23 protein-coding genes are annotated in these 23,223 nt (G+C 62.0%); 14 read left to right on the forward strand and 9 right to left on the reverse strand.

Translation table 11 applies throughout. The features are described 5' to 3' along the window. Positions 1–4 precede the first annotated feature (4 nt). The 4 genes from AMK00_RS03315 to AMK00_RS32380 are packed head-to-tail and all read right to left on the reverse strand — an operon-like array spanning position 5 to position 4,327. A complete protein-coding gene (locus AMK00_RS03315; RefSeq protein ID WP_064809587.1) occupies positions 5–1,600 on the reverse strand; it encodes a response regulator in 1,596 nt (531 codons plus the stop codon). A 4-nt stretch (positions 1,601–1,604) separates the two neighbouring features. Then, entirely contained in the window at positions 1,605–2,030 is a 426-nt protein-coding gene (locus AMK00_RS03320) for a response regulator (protein ID WP_064800648.1), read from the reverse strand. Further along, positions 2,017–4,161 carry a sensor histidine kinase gene (locus AMK00_RS03325; RefSeq protein WP_064809588.1) on the reverse strand — a complete coding sequence of 715 codons (2,145 nt, stop codon included), beginning with the start codon at positions 4,159–4,161 and terminating at the stop codon, positions 2,017–2,019. The genes AMK00_RS03320 and AMK00_RS03325 overlap by 14 nt, the downstream gene beginning before the upstream one ends. After that, complete coding sequence (locus AMK00_RS32380; protein ID WP_164517754.1) at positions 4,151–4,327, reverse strand: hypothetical protein; 177 nt, start codon at positions 4,325–4,327, stop codon at positions 4,151–4,153. The genes AMK00_RS03325 and AMK00_RS32380 overlap by 11 nt, the downstream gene beginning before the upstream one ends. Before the next feature lie 28 nt (positions 4,328–4,355). Between AMK00_RS32380 and AMK00_RS03330 the strand changes: the two genes are divergently transcribed. From AMK00_RS03330 to AMK00_RS03340, 3 genes are all read left to right on the forward strand, one after another. Further along, positions 4,356–4,733 (forward strand): response regulator, encoded by a 378-nt coding sequence (locus tag AMK00_RS03330; protein WP_064809589.1) that lies wholly within the window; start codon positions 4,356–4,358, stop codon positions 4,731–4,733. 479 nt (positions 4,734–5,212) lie between these two features. Then, a complete protein-coding gene (locus tag AMK00_RS03335) occupies positions 5,213–5,917 on the forward strand; it encodes a helix-turn-helix transcriptional regulator (protein WP_064809590.1) in 705 nt (234 codons plus the stop codon). Positions 5,918–5,946: 29 nt separating this feature from the next. Then, a complete protein-coding gene (locus AMK00_RS03340) occupies positions 5,947–6,384 on the forward strand; it encodes a response regulator (RefSeq protein WP_064809591.1) in 438 nt (145 codons plus the stop codon). A 130-nt stretch (positions 6,385–6,514) separates the two neighbouring features. On the opposite strand, the gene AMK00_RS03345 is transcribed toward AMK00_RS03340, so the two are convergent. The 4 genes from AMK00_RS03345 to ybaL all read right to left on the reverse strand — a co-directional run bounded on the left by AMK00_RS03345 (position 6,515) and on the right by ybaL (position 12,291). Then, positions 6,515–7,231 (reverse strand): sensor histidine kinase, encoded by a 717-nt coding sequence (locus AMK00_RS03345; RefSeq protein WP_064809592.1) that lies wholly within the window; start codon positions 7,229–7,231, stop codon positions 6,515–6,517. Positions 7,232–7,403: 172 nt separating this feature from the next. Next, positions 7,404–9,953: a protein translocase subunit SecD gene (secD, locus tag AMK00_RS03350; RefSeq protein ID WP_064800654.1), complete on the reverse strand. Its 2,550-nt coding sequence runs from the start codon at positions 9,951–9,953 to the stop codon at positions 7,404–7,406. Between the two features lie 85 nt (positions 9,954–10,038). Beyond that, positions 10,039–10,419, reverse strand: a complete 381-nt coding sequence (locus AMK00_RS03355) for a hypothetical protein (RefSeq protein ID WP_064800655.1) — start codon at positions 10,417–10,419, stop codon at positions 10,039–10,041. 54 nt (positions 10,420–10,473) lie between these two features. Beyond that, a complete protein-coding gene (gene ybaL, locus AMK00_RS03360) occupies positions 10,474–12,291 on the reverse strand; it encodes a YbaL family putative K(+) efflux transporter (protein WP_064809593.1) in 1,818 nt (605 codons plus the stop codon). Positions 12,292–12,370: 79 nt separating this feature from the next. Here ybaL and AMK00_RS03365 point away from each other — a divergent pair, with 79 nt between their 5' ends. Then, complete coding sequence (locus AMK00_RS03365) at positions 12,371–12,622, forward strand: helix-turn-helix transcriptional regulator (RefSeq protein WP_064805903.1); 252 nt, start codon at positions 12,371–12,373, stop codon at positions 12,620–12,622. A gap of 16 nt (positions 12,623–12,638) precedes the next feature. On the opposite strand, the gene AMK00_RS03370 is transcribed toward AMK00_RS03365, so the two are convergent. Continuing rightward, the gene (locus AMK00_RS03370) at positions 12,639–14,060 is read right to left on the reverse strand and encodes an ArnT family glycosyltransferase (protein WP_064809594.1); all 1,422 of its coding nucleotides are present in this window, start codon (positions 14,058–14,060) and stop codon (positions 12,639–12,641) included. Positions 14,061–14,707: 647 nt separating this feature from the next. Between AMK00_RS03370 and AMK00_RS03375 the strand changes: the two genes are divergently transcribed. The 10 genes from AMK00_RS03375 to cheT all read left to right on the forward strand — a co-directional run bounded on the left by AMK00_RS03375 (position 14,708) and on the right by cheT (position 23,121). After that, entirely contained in the window at positions 14,708–16,339 is a 1,632-nt protein-coding gene (locus AMK00_RS03375) for a globin-coupled sensor protein (RefSeq protein ID WP_064809595.1), read from the forward strand. A 63-nt stretch (positions 16,340–16,402) separates the two neighbouring features. Then, positions 16,403–16,699 carry an STAS domain-containing protein gene (locus AMK00_RS03380; RefSeq protein ID WP_064809596.1) on the forward strand — a complete coding sequence of 99 codons (297 nt, stop codon included), beginning with the start codon at positions 16,403–16,405 and terminating at the stop codon, positions 16,697–16,699. Beyond that, on the forward strand, positions 16,696–17,061 hold the full coding sequence (cheY1, locus tag AMK00_RS03385; protein WP_003570362.1) for a chemotaxis response regulator CheY1: 366 nt from the start codon (positions 16,696–16,698) through the stop codon (positions 17,059–17,061). Before AMK00_RS03380 ends, cheY1 begins: the two co-directional genes overlap by 4 nt. A gap of 17 nt (positions 17,062–17,078) precedes the next feature. Next, positions 17,079–19,355, forward strand: coding sequence for a chemotaxis protein CheA (locus AMK00_RS03390; protein WP_064800660.1), 2,277 nt, complete (start codon positions 17,079–17,081; stop codon positions 19,353–19,355). 4 nt (positions 19,356–19,359) lie between these two features. Next, positions 19,360–19,827 carry a chemotaxis protein CheW gene (locus AMK00_RS03395; RefSeq protein WP_064800661.1) on the forward strand — a complete coding sequence of 156 codons (468 nt, stop codon included), beginning with the start codon at positions 19,360–19,362 and terminating at the stop codon, positions 19,825–19,827. Next, positions 19,824–20,732 carry a protein-glutamate O-methyltransferase CheR gene (cheR, locus tag AMK00_RS03400; protein ID WP_064800662.1) on the forward strand — a complete coding sequence of 303 codons (909 nt, stop codon included), beginning with the start codon at positions 19,824–19,826 and terminating at the stop codon, positions 20,730–20,732. Before AMK00_RS03395 ends, cheR begins: the two co-directional genes overlap by 4 nt. After that, positions 20,729–21,772: a protein-glutamate O-methylesterase CheB gene (gene cheB / locus AMK00_RS03405; RefSeq protein ID WP_064800663.1), complete on the forward strand. Its 1,044-nt coding sequence runs from the start codon at positions 20,729–20,731 to the stop codon at positions 21,770–21,772. Before cheR ends, cheB begins: the two co-directional genes overlap by 4 nt. Beyond that, complete coding sequence (locus tag AMK00_RS03410) at positions 21,772–22,161, forward strand: response regulator (protein ID WP_004672258.1); 390 nt, start codon at positions 21,772–21,774, stop codon at positions 22,159–22,161. Before cheB ends, AMK00_RS03410 begins: the two co-directional genes overlap by 1 nt. Then, positions 22,158–22,715, forward strand: a complete 558-nt coding sequence (gene cheD, locus AMK00_RS03415) for a chemoreceptor glutamine deamidase CheD (protein ID WP_064800664.1) — start codon at positions 22,158–22,160, stop codon at positions 22,713–22,715. Before AMK00_RS03410 ends, cheD begins: the two co-directional genes overlap by 4 nt. A 16-nt stretch (positions 22,716–22,731) precedes the next feature. Beyond that, a complete protein-coding gene (cheT, locus tag AMK00_RS03420) occupies positions 22,732–23,121 on the forward strand; it encodes a chemotaxis protein CheT (protein WP_064800665.1) in 390 nt (129 codons plus the stop codon). Positions 23,122–23,223: the final 102 nt, after the last annotated feature.

Genomic DNA, 23,223 nt, shown 5'->3' on the forward strand with positions numbered 1-23,223 from the left:
CCGCTTAGTTTTGTTCCGCACAAAGCGCAAGCGAATCGCCGCGCTGCAGCAGTTCCAAATGATCGACATCTTCGAGCGCCTCTTCCAGTTGCTGCAGGGTCGGCGGCTTGACCATATAGGCCCTCGCGCCGAGATTTCTGGCTCGCTGCATGTCGGTCTCATCGCTTGAGGTGCTGAGAATGCAGACGGGAATCCGTTTCAGACGGGCATCGGCCGACAGCGCGTTCAGCACCTCGAAACCGTCCATGATCGGCATGTTGATGTCGAGCAGCATCAGGTCGATCTGCGGCACGCCGGCGATGCCGGCGCGCTCTTCGAGCAGCCGCATCGCCTCGCGCCCATTGGTGGCGACATGCAGGTTGAAGGTCACCTTCTCCCGCCGCATCAGCTTGATCTTCAGAATCTGGATGTCGGCGGGGCTGTCTTCAACCAGCAGCACTTCGGCAAGCCTGCCGGAACCTTCGGCTGGCTGCTCTGCCGGCTTCAGGCTGGGCGGAACGGCTGATGCGGCGGGCGGCGCGGGCCGTGCCCCGGCGAGCGGCATCTCGATGATGAAGGTGGCGCCGGGCCCCTTCTCCGGTTCGCACCAGATCGAGCCGCCATGCAACTGCGCGATGCGGCGGCAGATCGCAAGGCCAAGCCCGGTGCCCTCGATGCCGCGGCCGACGAGCCGTTTGAACGGCTGGAAGATCAGCTCGCGGTGCTGGGGGTCGATGCCCGGTCCGTTGTCACGCACCGTCAGGCGGCAGCTATCCCCATGCGCTTCGCCCGAGATCTGGACCTCCGGAGCTTTTTGATCGCAATAGCGGATGGCATTCGACACCAGGTTCTGCAGAAGCTGGGCGAGCAACGTCGCATCGCCCATCACCTCCGGCAGCGGCCCGCGGATGATGACGGCCCCGCGGCTCTCCATCTGCTGGCGCAGATTGTCCTCCACCTGATTGAGCACATCGGCCAGCGAGACCGGCATCAGCTGCGGCCCGCCATAGGCTTCGAGCTTGGTGAAGTTCGAGACCTTGACGATCAGGTCTTCCATATGGTCGGCGGCGCTCAAGACATAATCGAGCAGCTCGCGGTCTTCGGCCGGAAGCACTGCAGAGCCGTGCAGGATACGGCTGAAAGACTTGATCGTCCTCAGCGGCTCCTTCAGATCATGCGCCATGGCGCGTGTGAAGATCTCAAGCGATTGCCGCTTCTGCTCCAGCTGGCCTTCCAGCATGCCATGCATGATGGCGTTCTGGATGCAGCGATGCAGCGTTTCGGGTGAAAGCGAATCCTTGGTGAGATAGTCGCGCGCGCCGCTCTTCATCACCTCGACGGCGACGGTTTCGCTGCCCTGGCCGGTTAGCATGATGACATTGGCGGCGGGATCGTCCTCCAATATATCGGCAAGAACGCCGAGCCCGTCGCGCCCCGGCAGCGAATAGTCGAGCAGGATGCAGTTCGGCCGTTTCCGGCTGTTCAGTGCAAGGCCCTCTTCACCCGTCTCCGCCTCGAGGACGGTATAGGCCGTGCTGGAGACGCGGCCCAGGATGCGGCGATAGACCTCGCGGTCGTCGATGTTGTCGTCGATGATGAGAATGCAGCAGTCTTCCGCCAAACGGTCAGTCCTCGAGCGGCAGGATCGCGATTTCGAACCAGTATTCCTTCAGCCGCTGGATCGCGGCGAAGAGGCCGTCGAGATCGACCGGCTTCTGCACATAGGTGTTGGCGCCGAGCGCGTAGCAGCCTTCGATGTCCCGTTCGTCGTCTGAGGTCGTCAGGATCACCACCGGGATCTTCCGCCAGCCATCGTTCGACTTGATCGCCTCCAGGGTCTTGCGGCCGTCGAGGCCAGGCATGTTGAGATCGAGCAGGATCAGCCCTGGTTTCGGCACCATTACGCCGAGCATGTCGAGCGCTTCCTGACCCGAGGCCGCCCATCGGATCGAGTTGCGCAGATTGGTGCGCTTGAAGGCGCGCATCGTCGCTTCGAAATCGTCTTCACTGTCTTCGACGATCAAAATCGGTTGCGTATCACGCTGCTGCATTCTGCCCCTCGCGTTTTCTTCCCAAGGTGAAATAGAACGTGGTACCGACGCCGACTTCGGACTCCAGCCAGATATCGCCGTTGTGCCGCGCGATGATCTTGCGGACGAAGGTGAGGCCTGCTCCGGTCCCGTCGTCGGAATCCTGCGACTTTTCGAGCCGTTTGAAAATGCGGAAAATATCCTCATGGAATTCCTGGGGTATCCCCTTGCCGTTATCCCTAACGAAAAACACGTTGCGGGCAACCGTGCCGTCCTTGCCGACGAACCGTTCGAGATAGCCGACGGAAATCAGCGGCGTCGGCTTGTCGTTGTATTTGATCGCATTGGTGATGAGATTGCGGAACACTTCGGTCAGCCGCGGCGCGTCGCAGACCACCTCCGGCAGCCTGCCGTCGGTGACGACCCTGGCATGCCGCTCTTCAAGAAGCAGCTCCATCGTCGCGACCACATCCTTGACGATCAGACCGATATCGGTGCGTTTGACTGCCAGCTGCTGCCGCCCGAGCCGGGAGAAGTAAAGCAGGTCGTTGACGAGCTTCTCCATCCGCTGGCTGAGACGCACGAGCCGGTTCAGCCGGCGCACGCCGTCCACGTCGAGCTTGTCCTCATAATCCTCGAGGAGGAAACGCGAGTGGTTGTGCAGGCCGCGCAGCGGCTCCTTCAGATCATGCGAGGCAATATAAGCGAATTCGTCTAGGTCATGGTTGCTGCGCTCGAGCTCCGCCGTATAGGCCTCGAGCTGGGCAAGCGTCGTTTTCATCCGTTCTTCCTGCCGCACGCGCTCGCTGATATCGCGTACGATGCCGACGAAGGTCTTGGTCTCGCCGCTGACGACAACGCTGATGGACACTTCGATCGGGAAGACGATGCCGTTCTTGCGCCGGCCGGAGACCATCCGCGTCGTGCCGATGATACGCTCCTCGCCGGTCTGCCGGTAATGGGAGAGATAGCCGTCGTGCTCGGAATGATAAGGCTCGGGCATCAGCATCTTGATGTTCCGGCCGATCGTTTCCTGCGGCGAATAGCCGAACATGATCTCGGCTGCCGGATTGAAACTCTTGATCGTTCCGCGCCCGTCGATAACGAGGACGGCATCCGGCGTGCTGCGCGCCAGCGCGCCGAAGCGAACGCGTTCGGCTTCCAGATTGTTGTTGTTGCGCAGGAAGTAGAAGATGAGGATGGCGATCAGCCAGAGCGTGGCGGCGGTGATGGTGCGGTTGGCGATCTCCTGCCAAAATGCCGCCTCGTCATGTCTGACGGCGAAGAAGCCGAGCATGAGGAGCATGGTGCAGGCAAAGGCAAAGAAGAGCGGCGCATTCCTGTTACCGAACCAGAGGGCCGTCAGCACTAGCGGCACGTAAAGAATGCCGTTGGCAAGGCCGAGCGGCGTATAGAGATCGACGACAAGGCCGGTGAAGCAGACCGCCGCCGGAATCCAGAGCGGAATCTGCGCCCGGTTTGCCGGCTGCATCCACCAGGAGCGGGCAAGCAGGCCCGCGCCGAAAAACACCATGCCGATCGCCGTGTGCAACGCCATCGCCGCATAGGGACCCCAGCGGTAGCCCTGTTCGGCATCGGTGAGATAGCCGGCGAGCGCGATCATGCCGAGTGTGACGACGACATAGGCGGTCAGCTCCTGCACCACCTGATTTCCAGGCTTGTCCACGTGGAGCGAGAGCAGCAGCGAAAGATTGGCAATCAGAAAGATCAGCGCCGTATTGGGTCCCATGCCGCCGCCGATTTCTGCAATGAAATCGGGCGGAATCACCAAGCGGGTGATCAACTGGTCGACATAATGGACGGTCCGGCCGACCGTTGCGATTTCCGCGAGCCGGGCTGCCGCGATCGCCGCTGCAACCCCTGTCATGATCGTTGCCATTGTAAGAAAGCGACGGGCAGCAAGCGTCGAGGCGGCAAGCCCAAGGCCGGAAAGCATGAAGCAGAGCCCGGTATTGAAGGCCATCGACGGAAAGCCGGGGAAGAGCGAAATGACGACCTTGATCTGCAGCAGCCAGCCGGCAAGGGCGCTCACCCCGAGAAGGAACAGCAGGCAGCCGACCGCAATCGCGAAGGCACGGTAGCGCCATCGCCTCCGCTGGTCCTGCAGGTCCACGTTGCCCTTATCCTGCACCCGTGTATCCTCTCTCGGTTCGCGCGGCCATTTTTTCCGAAATCGAGGAATACTCAATAGCCAGCGAACGCCGCCACTGCGCTTTTTCCGAAATGATTTTTCGATCGAACAGATCGAATTTTGGTGAAATCGCGATATCGTGACGTCGAAGGACAACCAGGTTCATTCGAACAATACCCAAATCACGGTGCCGGATGCCTACGATAGTTTACGTCGACGACAGCAGGGATGATCTCTTTTATCTCGACTATATCCGCAAGAAGCAGCAGATAGACGTCGATCTATTCTGTTTTTCGACGGCCGAGACGGCGCTGGAGGCGCTGAAGCAGCGCGTGGCGGAAGGCTGGGCTCCGCCGGAGCTGCTGGTCGCCGATCTCTACATGCCCCTCGACAGCGGCATTGGCCTGGTAAGCAGCCTGCGCGGGGATGATCGTTTCAGAACGATGCGTCTCGCCATCTGCAGCGGGTCGGATGCCGATGAGGACCGCGCGCGGGCGTTCGAAGCCGGTGCCGATCTTTACCTCGAGAAGCCGCTTGATCTTGGCGCGATCCTTCTCAATCTGGAAGTGTAGGAAACGGCGGAAACCGAATGGTGCGTTTCCTGGCGTTCGTCCGGGCGAAGTGACAAACCGCAATTGACAAGGCCGAGTGTGCATTTCAAGATGCAACCGAAGCGAAAAGAACGGAACGAAAAATAAGCGCTGAGAGAACCGATTGACCCGTGTTCGCCGCCACGAACTTCCAGCCAACCCCTTAGCTGAATGGGCCTATCGGCTCTCTCGCGCTTACGTCTGGCACTGCCTTCTCGCATTCATGGATGTTGAATGCGCGAAGATTTACGATACCCAGGTAAGAACTACTGCCCCTCAGTATATCTGCCCGTGCATCACCTGTAGTTGAGGCATTTGATGATATCCGCCTTGTATACCGAAAGTCCCCGTTTCGATATCTCTCATCAACTGTCTCGCAATTTTTGTAGCTGTTCGCGTTTAAGACGTATATCCCAAGATTTGGGGATCGGGGGCATGGCGGGAGGAGAGGAAGAGTGGGAATGAACAATGCCGCGGCAACTCCTTTTCATGCCGGACCGGAGCTGAGCCGGGCGATCAACCGCACCGATTTTTTCCGTCTGCTGAAAGCGGCGGCGCAGCATTACCACTTCGATAATTTCGCGCTTGCCCGCATTTCCGAGGCTTCGACTCCTTTCGGCGAGCGCGATATCGTCATCACCAATGTCGCCGAGCGACGGATCGGCCTTTTCATTGCGACGTTGAGGGAGGCGCTCGGGACCGTTCGGGCAAAGAGCGCCCAGTTTTTGGCGACGCCCGTCCATGGCAGGAGCACGCAGCCGGACACCTATCCCTCCGATCGGCTTTTCAACGAGTTCCGCAGCGGCGTCTTCCTCTTCATTCCGCTGTTCACACCCGAAGGGCGGCGATATTGCCTCGTGCTGAGCGGTGAGCGTGAAGAGCCGGATCAGGGCGAGATCGCCGACATGCTTCTGGATGCCATGCGCATTTTCGACAAGCTCTACGAGGAAATCCTGACGCCTGAGATGTCCGGGCGGTTGACCCAGCGCGAATCGGAAATCGTCAAATGGACCAGCGAAGGCAAGACCTCGGCCGAAATCGCCATCATTCTCGGTCTATCCGAACATACGGTCAATTCGCACATCACCGCGGCCGCGCGTAAGCTCGACGCCGTGAACCGCGTCCACATGGTGGCAATCGCCCTGAGGAATGGTTTGGTTTCGTGAAAATTGGCTTCGGGACTGAGGAAAATGAAATGATCACCAAAACGGTCCGACAGAATGCCGTCAAGGTTCTCTTCGTCGACGACGAGTTCATCGAATTCCGCGCGCTCAAAAAGAAGATCGCCGATCTTTCCGAGCCGGCGGTCGAAGTCGAATATTCACCGTCGATCGGAGACGCATTGGAAAAAATCCGCGCAGCGCGCTTCGATCTCATCCTGCTCGACAATCGCCTTCTGCCCAATGCCGATTTCCGCGAGACGGTGCCGGAGTTGCGCGGTATCGGCTATACCGGCCCGATCGGCGTCGTCTCGACTGACATATCGGGCGGCTATTTCCAGGAGTTCCCGGATTACGGTGTCGACTTCCGCATCGGCAAGGACGAGATCGACGTCCAGACGCTGCAGCACATCATCCGCGAATATGTGACCTACGATGTGCCGGATTTCTGGAAGGACGATTACAGCATTTGAGCAGCGCAAAAGCGGGCGCGGTTCGCGATAGCGGCATGCGCAAACAAGGATTTGAAGCACGTCCACTGGATCTGAGATCGCGATGCGCTTCAAAGACAGCAAACGAAGCTGAGCGATTGCAATACGTTGCTTAGCCCGCGGGCAGGCGGATGGTGAAGCGGCTGCCGGTTTCGTCCGAATGCTCGAGACTGATATCGCCGCCAAGCGCCTTCAGAAGTTCCTGCGCCGTCGTCAGGCCGAGACCGGCGCCAGGGGTTGCCCCCGCCTTCGGCAATTTCCAGAACGGCTCGAAGATCCGCTCTCGATAGGCGGGATCGATGCCGGTCCCGTTATCGGAAATCCGGATGAACCAGTTCGCCCCCTCTTGCTCAGCCGCGATCGCCACATGCAGCGGCGATGCGCTGCGATAGGTGAGGGCGTTGGAAATGATCTGCCTCAGCACCAGGCCGAACAGCGCGGGATCGGTGCGGATGGAGGGGAGGCTCCGACTGGCGAGCGTCGCGTCGCGCGCGCCCGTCTCCTCGATGAGGTCGCTCCAGATTCTTTCGGCCAGGGCCTTCAGTTCGACCTCTTCGGGAATTACCTGCGGCGCTCCACCGGCAAGGCTCATCAGTGCCTTGGTGAGGCGTTGCGCGGCTTGCGCCTTTTCCAGGATCATCCTGAGGCTCTGAAGCTGTTCGCCGTCGAGTGTCTCCTCGAGGTCGTCGAGCAGCAGCTCGGCATACATGGCGATATGGCGCAGCGGCGATTGCAGGTCGTGCGAGGCGGTTGCGAGAAAGCGCTTGATGCGCTCCTCGTTATCGCCGGCAATATTGCTCTCAAGCGGTTTCGTCGGGTTGGGTGACATCTGGCGGTTTCCCCGATCTCTGCTGCGGCGTCGCGCTCTCTTTCAGCCACGCGACGGACGCTGTAATATCTTGAATTGCTGCATAATTTTATCCTGGCAATAGGCAACAATAAAAAGAGGGCGCCGGCTCTGCAACCGGCGCCCTCTTCAAGGATGCGTTAACAACCCGTTTTCAGCTCGCCGATTTGCGCGAGCGGCCCTCTTCCGGCGGGATGATTTCGGCTGCCGCATCGGTTGCCAGTGCCGCCTTGGCATGGCGGCGGCGCCAGTCGCCTAGGAACAGCAGGATCGGTGCGGCGATGAAGATCGACGACGCGCCGGCCACCAGAATGCCGAAGACCATCGGGATCGCAAAGCTCGAAACGGCGCTGCCGCCCCAGATCGCCATCGGCACCAGGGCGAGGAAGGCCGTCGCATTTGTGTAGAGGCTTCGCGCCAGGGTCTCGTTGATCGACTTGTCGATGATCTCGCGCAGCGGCATCGACTTGTAGAGCCGCATGTTTTCGCGCATGCGGTCGTAGACGACGACCTTGTCGTTCACCGAATAGCCGACGAGCGTCAGGATGGCGGCGATGGCCGTGAGGTTGAAGTCGAGCCCGGTGATGGCGAAGAAGCCGATCGCCTTGGTGACGTCGAGCACCAGCGTGACGATGGCGCCGACGGCAAACGGCCATTCGAACCGCACCCAGATATAGATGAGCATAGCCAAGCTGGCGATTACGACCGACAGGATGCCGGCCGAGGCAAGCTCGCCGCTGACCTTCGGACCGATGACGTCGGTGCCTTCGACAGTGGCGCTCGGATCGATCTTGGCGACTTCTGCCTTCAGCTTGGTCACCGCAGCCGTCTGCGCCTCTTCGCCGCCTTCCTGCCGCTGCGCCCGAACGAGAATGCTGTTGTTGTCGCCGAAGGTCTGCAGCGTGATTTCGCCGAGGCCGAGACTATCGAGACCCTCGCGGAACTTCGCAAGATCGGCCGCCTCTTTCGTCTTGACCGACATCTGGATGCCGCCGCGGAAATCGACGCCGTAGTTGAGGCCGGGATGGATGAAGAGCACGACGGAGGCGATCGAAAGCAGCGCCGAAACGGTGACGCCGAAGAAGCGCGCCTTCATGAACTGGATGTGCTTGTCATAAGGGCTGAAGGGGATCAACGGCCGGATGTTCAGCACCTTGAACCTGCGGCGGCGGGTAATCTCGATCATCGCGACGCGAACGAAGGCGACCGAGGTGAACATCGAGATGATCAGGCCGAGGGCCATGGTCACGGCAAAGCCGCGAACCGGCCCGGATCCGAACCAGAACAGGATGGCCGCAGCGATCAGAGCCGTCATGTTGCCGTCGATAATGGTCGAATAGGCACGATTGAAGCCCGTATCGATGGCGGCAAAGGCGCCCTTGCCCTTGCGGGTCTCTTCACGAATACGCTCGTTGATGAGGACGTTCGCGTCGACCGCGAGGCCGATGCCGAGAACGACGCCGGCGATACCCGGCAGCGTCAGCGTCGCGCCGACCAGCGTCAGGGCCGAGAAGGTCAGGATCGTGTGGATCAGCAGGGCCACGTTGGCCAGAATGCCCCAGGTGCCGTAGAGCACGAAGATGAAGGCCGCGACGAGGACGAAGCCGACGATGCCGGAATAGATGCCCATCTTGATCGCATCGGCGCCGAGGTCGGCGCCGACGGTGCGCTCCTCGATGACGGTCAGCTTGGCGGGCAGGGCGCCGGCGCGCAGCATGGCGGCAAGCGTCGTGGCGCTGTCGGCCGAGAAGTTGCCGGAGATCTGGCCCGAACCGCCGGTGATCGGCTCGCGGATGACGGGGGCGCTCAGCACCTTGTCGTCGAGGACGATGGCGAAGGGATTGCCGACATTCTGGCGGGTGATCTCGGCAAAGCGGGTTGCGCCGGCGCTGTCGAAGCGGAAGCTGACGATGGGTTCGCGCGTGTTGGGATCGAAGCTAACGCGGGCATCCGAAAGGCGGTCGCCCGAGATTTCGACGCGGTCGAGCACCGGATAGGATCGGCCTTCGTCATCCTGCATCATGGTGACGCCGGGGCCGGGCTGGTTGTTAGGCGCCAGCATGTGGAACGACATCTTGGCCGTGGAGCCCAGAAGTTCGCGCAGGCGCGACGGATCCTGCGCGCCCGGAAGCTGGACGAGCACGCGGTTGCCGCCGATACGCTGGATCGTCGGCTCGGAGACGCCGACCTGGTCGACGCGCTGGCGGATGACTTCAAGGCTCTGCTGGACGGCGTTGTCGACATTGGCGGAGATGCCGGCCGGCGAGAAGCCGACGGTGATGGTCGCGCCATTCGCGGTGACATCGAGATCGGCCTTCCCAGCGCTGAGGCCTGTACTGATCGGATTGGCGAGCGTCCTAAGTTCGGTGACAGCGGCATCGCTCTGCCCGGCATCGGCGAGCGTCACGACGATCTGGTTCTGGCTGCGCACGACGGCCTTCGGCTGGATGCCCTTTTCACGCAGCACGCGGCGCGCGTCCTGGAGCAGCGATTGCAGCCGCTCCTTGGTCAGATCAGCCTCGTCGACTTCCAGAACGAGGTGCGAGCCGCCGCGAAGGTCGAGGCCGAGCGACACCTGATCATGCGGCAGCCATGCCGGAATGCGCTGAAGGACGGACTGCGGCAGGACGTTCGGCAGGGCGATGAATAGGCCGATCACGATGATCACCGTATAGGTGAACACCAGCCATGGTGAAGTGCGCATGTTGTATTCCTTAGATAATCGGGGGCCGGCGCGCGAGCGCTGGCGGCATGTCGTCAATGGTCGGAAGCGCCGCGCGGCGCCAGCCTCAGGCGGCGATCGGCGGTGCGCGCGGCTGATGGGTCCTGGAAACTGCCGGATGAAGCGGAGGTTCGAATGCCGCAAGAGGAGCGGTCACGTTCCAGCCGGTAAAATCGACGGCAGGGGTGGCGGCAAGGGCCGGCGGTCCAGCGTCGTAGGCGGTCTGTTTCGGCGCAAGTTTGCGCTCGGCGGCAAGCACCCCACGTACGGCATCGCGCGCGCTCAGTTGCGGCGGCTGCGGATCGCGGCCGGAAGAGGAAAGCGTGTTGACGGCGGTTGCCGGCGCAATGATGAGATTGCCGCCGAAAAGCAGGCCGATATAGGCAAGAATGGCGATGAGAAGGGAGGCAGCGATACGGCTCTGTAGACGGTGCTGATCCAGCTCCATCTCCTCCGTCCCGGCGATGTCACTCCCGTATCGGCTCAAAAGCGCGCCAATCTCTCATTCTCGTTCCGGCGGAGCAGTGCCCGTCGGGATGATTGTAGCAGGCTCCTGCCTGTCTTCATAGGAAACACTCTCATGATGCACTTGAGCCAGCCGGTCAACCATGCCAAGTGCGATTTCGCGTTCGCCCATGATGACGGTGTCGGCGCCGTATTGCTTCAGCTCGTCGACCTCGGCGTCGGAATGGGCGCGGGCGACGATGAGGATCGAGGGATTGACGCTGCGCGCCTGCTCGGCGATGCGGCAGGCCTCGAAGGCGTTCGGGATGGCGATGGCAAGGCTGCGCGCAGCCGAAAGATTGGCGAGATCGAGCGTCTCCTGCGCCACCGCATTGCCCATGAAGGCTTCGATCCCTTGCGCTTTCAATTCGCCGATGCGCTTGTCGGAATCCTCGATGACGAGGAAGGGCGTGCCTGACGATTTGAGATTCTGCCCGACGATCCGGCCGACCCGGCCGTAACCGATGAGGATGGCGTGGCCGGCAAGCGTGGTCGGACGCACGGCGTCGTCCTCAGGCGGCACCTGCTCCTGAGCGGCACCCGCATCCGCGGCGGAAGCGGGGTCGGCTACAGCTTCCTCGCGCCTTGCACCTTCGAGAACAGGCCGCATGCGGTCGCAGAGGAAGAACAGCAGCGGATTGAGGATGATCGAGATGATGGCGCCGGCAAGGATCAGGTCGTGGCCCTCCTCCGGCAACAGCCCGAGTTCGACGCCGAGAGCGGCGAGGATGAAGGAGAATTCGCCGATCTGACCGAGGCTTGCTGAAATCGTCAGCGCCGTGCCGGCCGGCTTCCTGAAGGCGAGCACGATCAGAAAGGCGGCGACGGACTTGCCGATGACGATGATGAAGACGGTGGCGAGGATCGGCAGCGGCCTGTCGAGCAGGATGTTCGGATCGAACAGCATGCCGACGGAGACGAAGAAGAGCACGGCAAAGGCGTCCCGCAGTGGCAGGCTTTCCTGGGCGGCGCGGTGGCTGAGTTCGCTTTCGGCCAGCACCATGCCGGCAAAGAAGGCGCCGAGCGCCAAGGACACGCCGAACAGCTTCGCCGCGCCGAAGGCAACGCCAAGCGCGATGGCGAGCACGCCGAGCCGGAAGAGCTCGCGCGAGCCGGCGTGGGCGATGCGGTGCATCATCCAGGGAATGAGCTTGCGGCCGAAGACCAGCATCAGCGCCACGAACAGCGCCACCTTGACCAGCGTCATGGCGATCATACCGCCGATGCCGAGATCGAGGCCGAGCAGGCTGTTCAGACCCGCCGACAGCGGCTCGACCGGGCCATGGCCGCCGCCGATGCTGGCTGCCGCCGGGATCAGCACCAGCGCCAGCACCATGGCGAGGTCTTCGACGATCAGCCAGCCGACGGCGATCCTGCCGCGCTCCGTCTCCACCAGCCGGCGCTCCTGCAGCGCCTTCAGCAGCACGACAGTAGAAGCGACCGAAAGCGCCAGGCCGAAGACCAGGCCGCCGCCGGTCGGCCAGCCCATCAAGGCGCCGAGGCCCCAGCCGAGCAAAGTCGCAAAGCCGATCTGCGCGACCGCGCCGGGCAGGGCGATGCCGCGTACCGACAGCAGGTCTTTGAGAGAGAAATGCAGCCCGACGCCGAACATCAGCAGGATGACGCCGATTTCGGCAAGCTCCGGCGCAAGGCTTTGATCCGCCACGTAACCCGGCGTGTGCGGCCCCACCAGCACGCCGGCGATGAGATAGCCGACGAGCGGCGGCATGCGCAGCCGATGAGCAAGCGCGCCGAAGATGAAAGCCAGCACGAGGCCGCCGACGATTGTCGAAATCAAGGGCGTATCGTGCGGCATTGCTGTCTCCCGATCTGGAAATCCTGTTTGCAATGTGACATATATGGTCTATCTCGACCAATATGGGTAACATGAAATCATGGGTCAAGGCGCAAGGGAAACAATTCTCACCCCGGCTCTCTGCCGCGCGGCGCGCGGCCTGCTGGATTGGACCCAGGCCGATCTGGCTGAAAGAGCCGCCGTCTCGCGCAGCACCATCCGCGATTACGAGGGGCGCCACCACGACATCCACCGCGCGACGGAGGCGCAGCTGCGTCTCGCTTTCGAAAGGGGTGGTGTCAGGTTCGTCGAGATCGAAGGGGCAGGCACCGGCCTCTGCCTGCCCAATTGAACAGGCCGAAGCCGGCTCAGGGCGCCAGGCAGCCGGCGGAGACTTTGTAGATGTAAAGCGCCTTGCCCTTGTAATAGCCCGCGGTCGGCTGCCAGCTCTTCAGGACCTCCGGCGTTTCCGTGGCACAGGTGAGGGGGGCGTCCGTCAGGAAAAGCACCTTGCCTGTGGCGTCGGCGGGCAGCGCGAACTCCTGCTCGTAATAGCTCTCCGGAAGTCCCGCGGGAGCTCGGGCGTAGATCCGGTAGGGTGCGTCGCGCAGCGTATAGAAGAGATCGGCGACCATGTCGCGATTATTGGTGACGATGATATCGGTGCCGGCCTGAGCTGCAAGGGCTCCCGCCTCGCGGCTGACCTCGGCGCGGCCGAGATAGCGCTTCATCAATTCGTCGCCGTTCGGCAGCAGCAATTGCTGCGGAAAGATGGTCGCCAGCGGAAAGAGCAGGCTTGCGATGCCGTTGATGGTGAGCGACAGCCTAAGCCCCTTCGGCCACATGCGGTAAAGCAGCCAGACGGCAAGAATGGTTCCGGCGACATAGGCGGTTACGGCCCAGTTGGCATAGGCTTTCGCGACCGTCGCCTGCAGCGTGATCAGCACCACCACCGGCATCGACAGCCAGATCAGCATCTTTTCGCGGTCGTCGCTCCGGCCCTTGATCATACGATAGACCGCCCAGAGCATTGCGAAGAAAATGATCGGTCCGACCACGCCGAATTGGGCGGAGAAGAATTCGAGCCCGCGGCGCAGATTGATGCCGAGGTCGCTCCAATGGGCGATATCCTGCGTATGGCGCACCGTCGTATTGTCGTGTTGCAGGTTCCACCAGAGGTTCGGCAAGGCGACGACAGCCGCGACCGCGACAGCGATGATGAAGTCCCGAACCGCGATGCGCGCCGACGGAATGAGCAGGAGGGCGATTGCGCCGCCCGGTACGACGAACAGCACGGCATATTTCGTCAGGAAGGCGAGGCCGACGCCGAGGCCCATGACGAGCGCCAGCCCGACGGAGCGCCGCTGCGTCAGGCCGAAATAGGCGAGCAAGGTGATCGCGATGAAGAACAGCAGGATCACGTCGGTCGAGAAGAACACCGAAGAAAGTGCTACGCCGGGAAGCGTAATGTAGGTGGCGCCCGTCCAGCCTTCGATCTCAGGCCCGACGAAACGCTTTGCCACCTTCATCAGCACCAGTGCCGCCGCCATGTGGATCAGCGGTCCGAGAAGCCTGATGAAATAGATGGCGTTGGAGCCGGAAAGCTCCGTCATCGCCCGGATCACCCAGGCGATCATCGGCGGTTTCGAATAGTAGCCGAGATCGAGATTCTGCGACCAGAACCAGTACTGTGCCTCGTCGACAAACAGGTCTGTGGCATCGAAATGCAGCGTGACGACACGCCAGAGCGTGAAGCCGAAAACGATGAGGAGACCAGATCTGGGGGACATGAACCGAGTGTTCCGCTGACATGAAAGGCGCGAGTGCGATTACACCAAAGGCGCCGGACTGCCAACGGGGAATGGAATGGATCGGCTTGGAGCCAGAGGGGCTTCAGAACACCCGAAGCATGCGGATGTCGCGGTTTGCCGCGAGGAAATCGAGACGGGCGATGGCGGCAAGTACGCCCATTGCGATCAAGCAGGAACCCAATCCGAGAACAATCATTGCTCTGTCCTTGTCGACGTCATGTCTTGGTTGTCGACCGGCCTATAACACGGAGCTTGCGTGTGCCTTGTAGCAGCCGTGCAACTCCGTGGAAGTATTTCCTGCGAACTGCCTTGAATTGCTCCAAAAGCCTGCTCCTGGAAAGGCGTATTAACCTTCGGGCAAGGAATTTACCATAAACATTGGGTTACACGTCGGAATGGGAAGATGTGCTCGTTCCCAGCAGGCATGACGCCGTACCGCCGTACCGGGTCGATCCGGTATCCATCTCTTCAGACAGCTTCGAAACATAGCTGATCAAGGGCTTTTACCTGCCGGTCGTCGCCGGTGGTGAAGACCGGCTCCGCGCTTGCGTTCATCGAATGCTGCAAAAGTTTTTTGCCGGGCATTCGCCTGGAAAGTGGGTCGGGGACAGGCGTTGAGGCAGGACATGCCATCAGATCAGGCTCGTGGAGCGCAGGCAGGCAGCTTGCGCGACCGCCTGCGTTTTGCCGGTCTCGATGCCGATCAGTGCGAACTGGTGCGCCGTAACCGGCCGGCCCTCGAAGCGCGTCTGAAAGCCGGTCTGCGCGATCTCTTCCACAGGTTCCAGTCCTATCCCGACGCTGCGCGCAATTTCGAGAGCGACAGACAGGTCGATCGTCTGCATGATCTGCAGTCCTCGCATTGGGACGTGCTGACGGATGCGCGCTTCGACAGCCTCTATGCCGAGCGCGTCAAGGTTCTCGCCGACACCGAAAGCAAAATGGGCCTCGACCCGCGCTGGCACGTGGCCGGCCACGGCGTCATGCTGGAGCATGTCCTTTCCGGCCTCGTCGAGGAGATCGCCGGTCGGCCCCTGCTGCCCTCGGCCAGGCGCCGCGCCCGCGAAATGTCCGATCTGATGACCGCGATCATCCGCATCGTCATGGTCGACGTGGAAATCGCCGTTTCGCTTCGCTTCAATGCGCTGCGAGCCGCCCAGAGCCGTGCGCTCGCTGATCAGCGCGCCGGAAGTGAAGCGGAAATCGCGCGGATCTTCGGTGAGGTCATCGAGGGCCTCGCCGCCCGCGACCTGACGCGACGCGCGCCTGTCGACCCCGACGGCGCCTATGCCGGGATCGCCGCCGCCCTGAACGGCGCCTTGGACGGCCTCCAGGCAGAATTCGCCGCCGTAACCGGACGCACAGATAAGGCTGAAGCGGCAACGGTTTCGCTTGCCGACCTGTCGCGGCAGTTCGCCGGCACGGCGTCCGGCCAGGCCGACCGGCTGCAGCTTTCCGCCGCCGCCCTTGTCGGCATTGCCGGCAGCGTGCGCGACGGCGCCGCCGACAGCCGCGCCGCCGAACAGGCGGCCGCCTCGACCCGCGCTGCGGTCGAGCAAAGCGGCGAAGTCGTCGGCCGCGCGATCAGCGCCATGGCCGATATCGAGCAGTCGGCCGAGAAGATCGGCCAGATCATCGGCGCGATCGACGAGATCGCCTTCCAGACCAATCTTCTGGCGCTGAATGCCGGCATCGAGGCGGCTCGAGCCGGCGATTCAGGCCGCGGCTTTGCCGTCGTCGCCCAGGAAGTCCGTGCGCTTGCCCAGCGCTCGGCCGACGCCGCCCGCGAGATCAAGACGCTGGTGACAACGACCAAGGCGCAGGTCGACGCCGGCGTGCAGATGGTCGCACGTACACAGGAATCGATCGGCAGCATCGTGCGGCAGGTCACCGACATCAACGCCGCCATATCAGGCGTCGCCACCAGGACCGGCGAGCATGCCGCAAGCCTCGACGGCCTGGCGGCCGACGTCAAGGGTCTCGGCGCAGAGGTGGCGGACAGTGCCGGTTTGGCCGAACGTTCCGCCGAAGGCGCCGACCACCTGCATACTGTCATTCTCGAGCTCGGCCAGACGATTCGCGAATTCCGCATCGCCAGGGAAAATGCGCATTCCGGGCGCCTGGGCTCGGTTCGCGCAACGCCGTCCCGCGCGATCGAAGCGGTTGCCCGTCCTGCGGTCGAAGACGAATACGAAAATGACGATTTTGGCCTTCCGCGGTCGCTCGCAAGCGTCGGAGGTGGGCGGAATGTTTACTAACCTATCGGATGATCGCCGCAGCTCATCTTTTCGAGCCGGGGACAAGGGGACAAGGACAAGCTGATGGTGGCAAAGAAGAGTGGCAAGACGCTGAATTTGACAGCGGTGCTCGATCTCAACGAGGCTTCCGCCTTGCGTGAAAAACTCATTTCTCTGAGGGGCAGCGGTCTTTCGATCGACGCATCGGGCGTTGAGCGGATCGGGGCTCTTTGCGCTCAGGTCCTGATGTCCGCCGAGAAGACCTGGGAGCAAGACAAGCAGCCGTTCACCTTCTCCAAGGTGTCCGACGCATTTCACAAAACCATGCAGCTGGTTGGCGTCAATATTGACCACCTGCTTGCCAAGGAGATTCGGCAATGAAGAAAAAAGTACTGACCGTGGATGATTCCCGCACCATCCGAAACATGCTGCTCGTGACGCTGAACAATGCCGGCTTCGAGACGATCCAGGCGGAAGACGGCGTCGAGGGTCTCGAGGTTCTCGAAGAGTCCAATCCTGACGTCATCGTAACCGACATCAACATGCCGCGCCTCGACGGTTTCGGCTTCATCGAAGGTGTCCGCCGCAACGAAAAATATCGGGCGATCCCGATCCTGGTCCTGACGACCGAGAGCGACGCGGAAAAGAAGAACCGCGCCCGCCAGGCCGGCGCCACCGGCTGGATCGTCAAGCCTTTCGACCCGGCCAAGCTGATCGATGCAATTGAGCGTGTAACCGCTTAAACCCAGGATTTGCTCCTATGGATATGAACGAAATCAAAGAGATCTTTTTCCAGGAGTGCGAGGAACAGCTCGCCGAGCTGGAATCCGGTCTTCTGAAAATGAACGATGGCGATCGCGACCCGGAAACCGTCAATGCGGTATTCCGTGCCGTGCATTCGATCAAGGGGGGCGCCGGCGCCTTCGGCCTTGATGATCTGGTTGCCTTCGCCCATGTGTTCGAGACCACTCTCGATTGCGTTCGTTCCAACAAGCTCGAGCCGAACCAGGACGTCCTGAAGGTGATGCTGAAGTCGGCCGACGTGCTCGCCGACCTGACCAATGCCGCACGCGACGGCGGCAGCGTCGATGAGAGCCGCAGCCGCGGCCTCGTCAAGGAGCTGGAAGCGCTGGCCAATGGTGAGCTGCCGTCTCCTTCGGCTGAAGCGCCTGCGCCCAAGGCCGCCGCAAAGGCGGCTCCGGCCGCTCCGGCGTCGGCCCCCAAGCCGACCGACGACAGCGGCTTCCAGCCAATCCCCTTTTCCTTCGACGATTTCGGTGATGAGGACGGCGCAGAGACCGGCCTGCCGGCCTACGAGATCACCTTCAAGCCGCGCCACGAACTCTATTCGAAGGGTAATGACGCCACCCTGCTGCTGCGCGACCTTTCGCGCCTCGGTGAAATGACCATTTATTGCAATACGGATGAGCTGCCGGGCCTCGAGGAACTCGATCCGGAGGCTGCCTATTTCTTCTGGAACGTCACGCTCAAGACCGACAAGGGCGAGGATGCCATCCGTGCCGTCTTCGAATTCGCCGAGTGGGATTGCGAACTGACGGTGAAGCCGGTCGAGGAGACCGGTGGCGACGTTTCGAGCAACGAGGAACTGCCGATGGTGCCGGTTCCCTTCGACCTGTCGATCCTGGACGAGACCGACGCAACGGAAGGCGTTTCCGCTGCACGGTCCGAAGACACGGCCGCTGCCGTTGCCGCCGCCGAAACTGCTTCCAACGTCACGCAGATGGCGGCCGCCGCCTCCCGCGTCGAGAAGAAGGAATCGGCTGCAGCCGCCGCGGCCAATGCCGCCGCCCAGAACAATGCTGCCGGCGCCGGCCAGACGATCCGCGTCGATCTCGACCGCGTCGACCGGCTGATCAATCTCGTCGGCGAATTGGTCATCAACCAGGCGATGCTGTCGCAGAGCGTCATCGAAAACGATACGACCGGCACCTCCTCGATCAACATGGGCCTGGAAGAGCTGCAGCAGCTCACCCGTGAGATCCAGGACTCGGTCATGGCGATCCGCGCGCAACCGGTGAAGCCGGTCTTCCAGCGCATGTCGCGTATCGTCCGCGAAATCGCCGACATGACCGGCAAGTCGATCCGCCTGATCACCGAAGGTGAGAATACCGAAGTCGACAAGACGGTTATCGACAAGCTGGCCGAGCCGCTGACCCACATGATCCGCAATGCCGTCGACCACGGCATCGAAACACCGGAAAAGCGCGCCGCCGCCGGCAAGAACACCGAAGGCACGGTTCGCCTCACCGCCAAGCACCGTTCGGGCCGCATCCTGATCGAGCTTGCCGACGACGGCGCCGGCATCAACCGCGAGAAGGTCCGCCAGAAAGCGATCGACAACGATCTCATCCCGGCCGACGCCAACCTGTCGGATGAGGAAATCGATAACCTGATCTTCCTTCCGGGCTTCTCGACGGCAGACAAGATCTCCGACATATCGGGCCGCGGCGTCGGCATGGACGTCGTCAAGCGCTCGATCCAGGCGCTCGGCGGCCGCATCAACATCACCTCCAAGCCGGGCCACGGCTCGGTCTTCACCATGAGCCTGCCGCTGACGCTCGCCGTTCTCGACGGCATGGTGGTCACCGTCGCCGGCCAGACGCTGGTCGTGCCGCTGACCGCGATCGTCGAAACCCTGCAGCCGGAAGCCTCCGCGATCCATTCCTTCGGCGCCAACCACCGGCTGATCTCGATCCGCAACTCTTTCTGCCCGCTGGTCGACGTCGGCCGCATCCTGAATTTCCGCGCGACTCAGGCCAATCCGGTCGAGGGTGTGGCGCTTCTGGTCGAATCCGAAGGCGGCGGCCAGCGCGCCCTGATGGTCGATGCCATCCAGGGACAGCGCCAGGTGGTCATCAAGAGCCTGGAAGCCAACTACACCCACGTGCCGGGCATTGCCGCCGCCACCATCCTCGGCGACGGGCGCGTCGCTCTCATCCTGGACGTCGACGCGGTTGTCGGCGCTTCGCGCGGCCAGTCGCTCAAAGCGGAAATGTCATTGGCAGCGGTAGGATAAGGCAATGTCGTATTCCGTGAAAAGTCTGAACGAAGGGAACCGCGAGCTGATCGCGTTCCGCATCGGCGATCAGGAATTTTGCGTGAACATCATGTCGGTTCGCGAAATCCGGGGCTGGACCCCGGCGACCGCGATGCCGCACTCGCCTGCCTATATGCTTGGTGTCATCAACCTGCGCGGCGCGGTGCTGCCGATCATCGATCTCGCCGCCCGCCTCGGCATGAAGCCGGCCGATCCCACAGCTCGTCATGTCATCATCGTCGCCCAGGTCCGTCGCAAGGTCGTCGGCCTCCTGGTCGATGCCGTCTCCGACATTCTGACAGTGACTGACGAGATCATTCAGCCGACGCCGGAAATCTCCTCCGACCTCGAGCGCCAATTTGCCCGAGGCATTCTTGCCATCGACAAGCGCATGATCTGCCTGATCGAACTTGAAGCCCTCTTTTCCGAGACCGAAAGCGAAGCCGCATGAGTGCAATGGGTGCAAAGGATCAGAGGCTGGGAGCCGACGAGGTGCTGGCGAGCGGAGAATATCCGCTGACCCGCCGCGACCTCACGGAAATCGCCGCCATGATCTACTCGGATGCCGGCATCTTCCTCAACGAGACGAAGGCTTCGCTCGTCTATTCGCGTCTGTCGAAACATATCCGCAATCTCGGCCTTTCCGGCTTCCGGGAATATTGCGACCTCGTCGCGTCGCCGGCGGGGGCGGCGCCGCGCCGCGAAATGCTGTCGCATCTGACGACCAATTTCACCCGCTTCTTCCGGGAAAACCATCATTTCGAGCATCTGCGCGATCATGTGCTGCCGGAGCTGCTGCAGCGGGCGAGAGCGGGCGGCAGGGTGCGCATCTGGTCGGCCGCTTCCTCCGACGGGCAGGAACCCTATTCGATCGCGCTCACCGTGCTGTCGCTGATGCCGAATGTCGCCGATTACGACTTTAAGATCCTGGCGACCGACATCGACCCGAAAATCCTCGCCATCGCCCGGGCCGGTGCCTATGACGAGAGCGCGCTCGAAACCGTGTCGCCCGCCATGCGCAAGCAATGGTTCAGCGAAGTCGAGGTGCAGGGCCGGCGCAAGTTCCAGGTCGACGACCGCGTCAAGCGGCTGATCACCTACAATGAGCTGAACCTGATGGCGCAGTGGCCGTTCAAGGGCAAGTTCGACGTCATCTTCTGCCGCAACGTCGTCATCTATTTCGACGAGCCGACGCAGATGAAGATCTGGCAGCGTTTCGCCGGCCTGCTGCCGGAGGGCGGCCATCTCTATATCGGCCATTCCGAGCGCGTCTCCGGTGAGGCGAAGCACGTCTTCGACAATATCGGCATCACGACCTATCGCTACACGACCAAGGGTCTCGGGAGGAAGGCATGAGCGCTCCGGCAAGAGTTCTCGTTGTTGACGACTCGCCGACCATGCGGGGTCTGATTACCGCAGTGCTGAGCTCCGACCCGGAAGTCAGCGTCATCGGCCAGGCCGGCGATGCACTGGAAGCGCGCGAGGCGATCAAGCGGCTGAATCCGGACGTCGTGACGCTCGACATCGAGATGCCGAATATGAACGGCCTCGATTTCCTTGAAAAGATCATGACGCTGCGGCCGATGCCGGTGATCATGGTGTCGACGATGACGCATCGCGGCGCCGAAGCGACGCTTGCGGCGCTTGAGATCGGCGCCTTCGATTGCGTCGGCAAGCCCGGTCCCGGCGAACCCAGGCCGTTCGGCGATCTCGCCGAGAAGGTCAAGGCGGCCGCGCGCACGCAGCGTCAGTTCTCCCAACCGGCCGCCGCTGTCACGCCCCCGCCCTCCGTCGCCGATTTCCGCGTCGGCCGCAAGATCGTCGCGATCGGCTCGTCGACCGGCGGCGTCGAAGCGCTGATCGCCGTGCTGCAGAAATTCCCGGCAAATTGCCCGCCGACCGTCATCACTCAGCATATGCCGCCGACCTTCACCAAGAGTTTCGCCGAACGGCTGAACCGTCTCTGCGCGCCGGTGGTGCAGGAAGCGACCGATGGCGCCCGTCTCGAGATCGGCAAGATCTACCTGGCGCCGGGCGGCGAACGTCATCTCCAGGTCAGCGGCGGCTCCGCGCCGTGCTGCCGTCTCGTCGACCGGGCGCCGGTCAACGGTCACCGCCCGTCCGTGGACGTGCTCTTTGATTCGGTCGCGGAACTCGCAGGCCGCAACGCCGTCGGCGTGATTCTGACCGGAATGGGCCGCGATGGCGCCGCCGGATTGTTGAAAATGCGCCACGCGGGCGCCAGAACACTCGGCCAGAACGAAAAAACCTGCGTCGTTTACGGAATGCCAAGGGTTGCTCACGAACTTGGCGCCGTCGAGCAGCAGCTGCCACTGACTGCCATCGGTGAAGAAATATTGAAATTGACAGCCGCCCGAAAGGAAGGGACCGAATAATGTCGATCGCGGAGAAAATCAAAGTTCTGATCGTCGATGATCAGGTAACGAGCCGGTTGCTGCTCAGCGACGCGCTGACCCAGCTCGGTTTCAAGCAGATCACATCCGCAGGCGACGGCGAGCAGGGCATGAAGATCATGACCGAGCAGCCGCACCACCTGGTGATCTCCGATTTCAACATGCCGAAGATGGATGGCATCGGCTTCCTTCAGGCCGTGCGCACCAATCCAAACACCAAGAAGGCGGCCTTCATTATCCTCACCGCCCAGGGCGATCGCGCGCTGGTGCAGAAGGCGGCTCAGCTCGGCGCCAACAACGTGCTCGCCAAGCCGTTTACGATCGAGAAGATGAAAGCGGCCATTGAAGCCGTGTTTGGAGCTTTGAAATGATCGTTGAGGGGGCAGCCCGCCGCGTGCACATCATTCAAGGCGAGTACAAGGTTCTGAGCGATCCGAATGCGGTCCTCTCGACCATTCTCGGCTCGTGCGTGGCTGCATGCCTCAGAGATCCCGTCGCCGGTGTCGGCGGCATGAACCACTTTCTGCTGCCCGGTTCGGCGACGTCGCCGACATCAGGCGGCGATGCCACACGCTACGGCGTGCATCTGATGGAACTGCTGATCAACGGTCTCCTGAAGCAGGGCGCCCGGCGCGACCGGCTGGAGGCAAAGATCTTCGGCGGCGCAAAGACGATCTCGACTTTCTCCAATGTCGGTGAGCAGAATGCGACCTTCGCCATGCAGTTCCTGAGGGATGAAGGCATTCCGGTGGTCGGCTCCTCCACAGGCGGAGAGCACGGGCGCAAGCTCGAATATTGGCCGGTCTCCGGTCGGGCCCGGCAATACCCGTTGACCGGCGCCGAAACGCAGAGAACCGTCGCTCTCGAGCAGCAGCGTCCCGCCGCTCCGCAGAAGCCCGCCGAAACCAGTATCGAATTTTTTTGATGGCGAGGATTTTCATATGACATTTACTCCGGTGATGGAGCCGCCCGCGCCTGTCGAAGCGCTGAGCGACATCCTGATGCGCATCGTTTCGGAACTCCACGATGTGGCCTACCTGATCGAGCGCATCGAACCGCAGCTTCTCGAACTAGGCGGCGCTGAAATTCTGAATTCGCCTGACGCCATGAAGGTCATGCAGGGCATCGATCTGGCCGTGCAGAAGTCACGCGGCCTTGCCGAATTCATCGACACCATCACCGGCGAAATCCCGCTCGGCTGGACGGTCGACGTCGCGACCGCCCTCAGCCTCGTCAAGCTGGCGGAGATGCAGAAGGCGCTGGGCGGCTCGACGCGCCACGGTCATTCGCAGCCGCTGAGCAAGGCCGCCGGCGACTTCGACTTCTTCTGAAGCGCGCAGTTTTTCAACGCCGCTTCTCGCGCCTCAGGTCCCTTTCACGCACGTCGTTCTCGCAAAATCGCTGCGCGACATGCTTCAGCCTTTCGCTCTCGC

It is taken from the genome of Rhizobium sp. N621 (assembly GCF_001664325.1).
GTDB classification, from domain to species: domain Bacteria; phylum Pseudomonadota; class Alphaproteobacteria; order Rhizobiales; family Rhizobiaceae; genus Rhizobium; species Rhizobium esperanzae.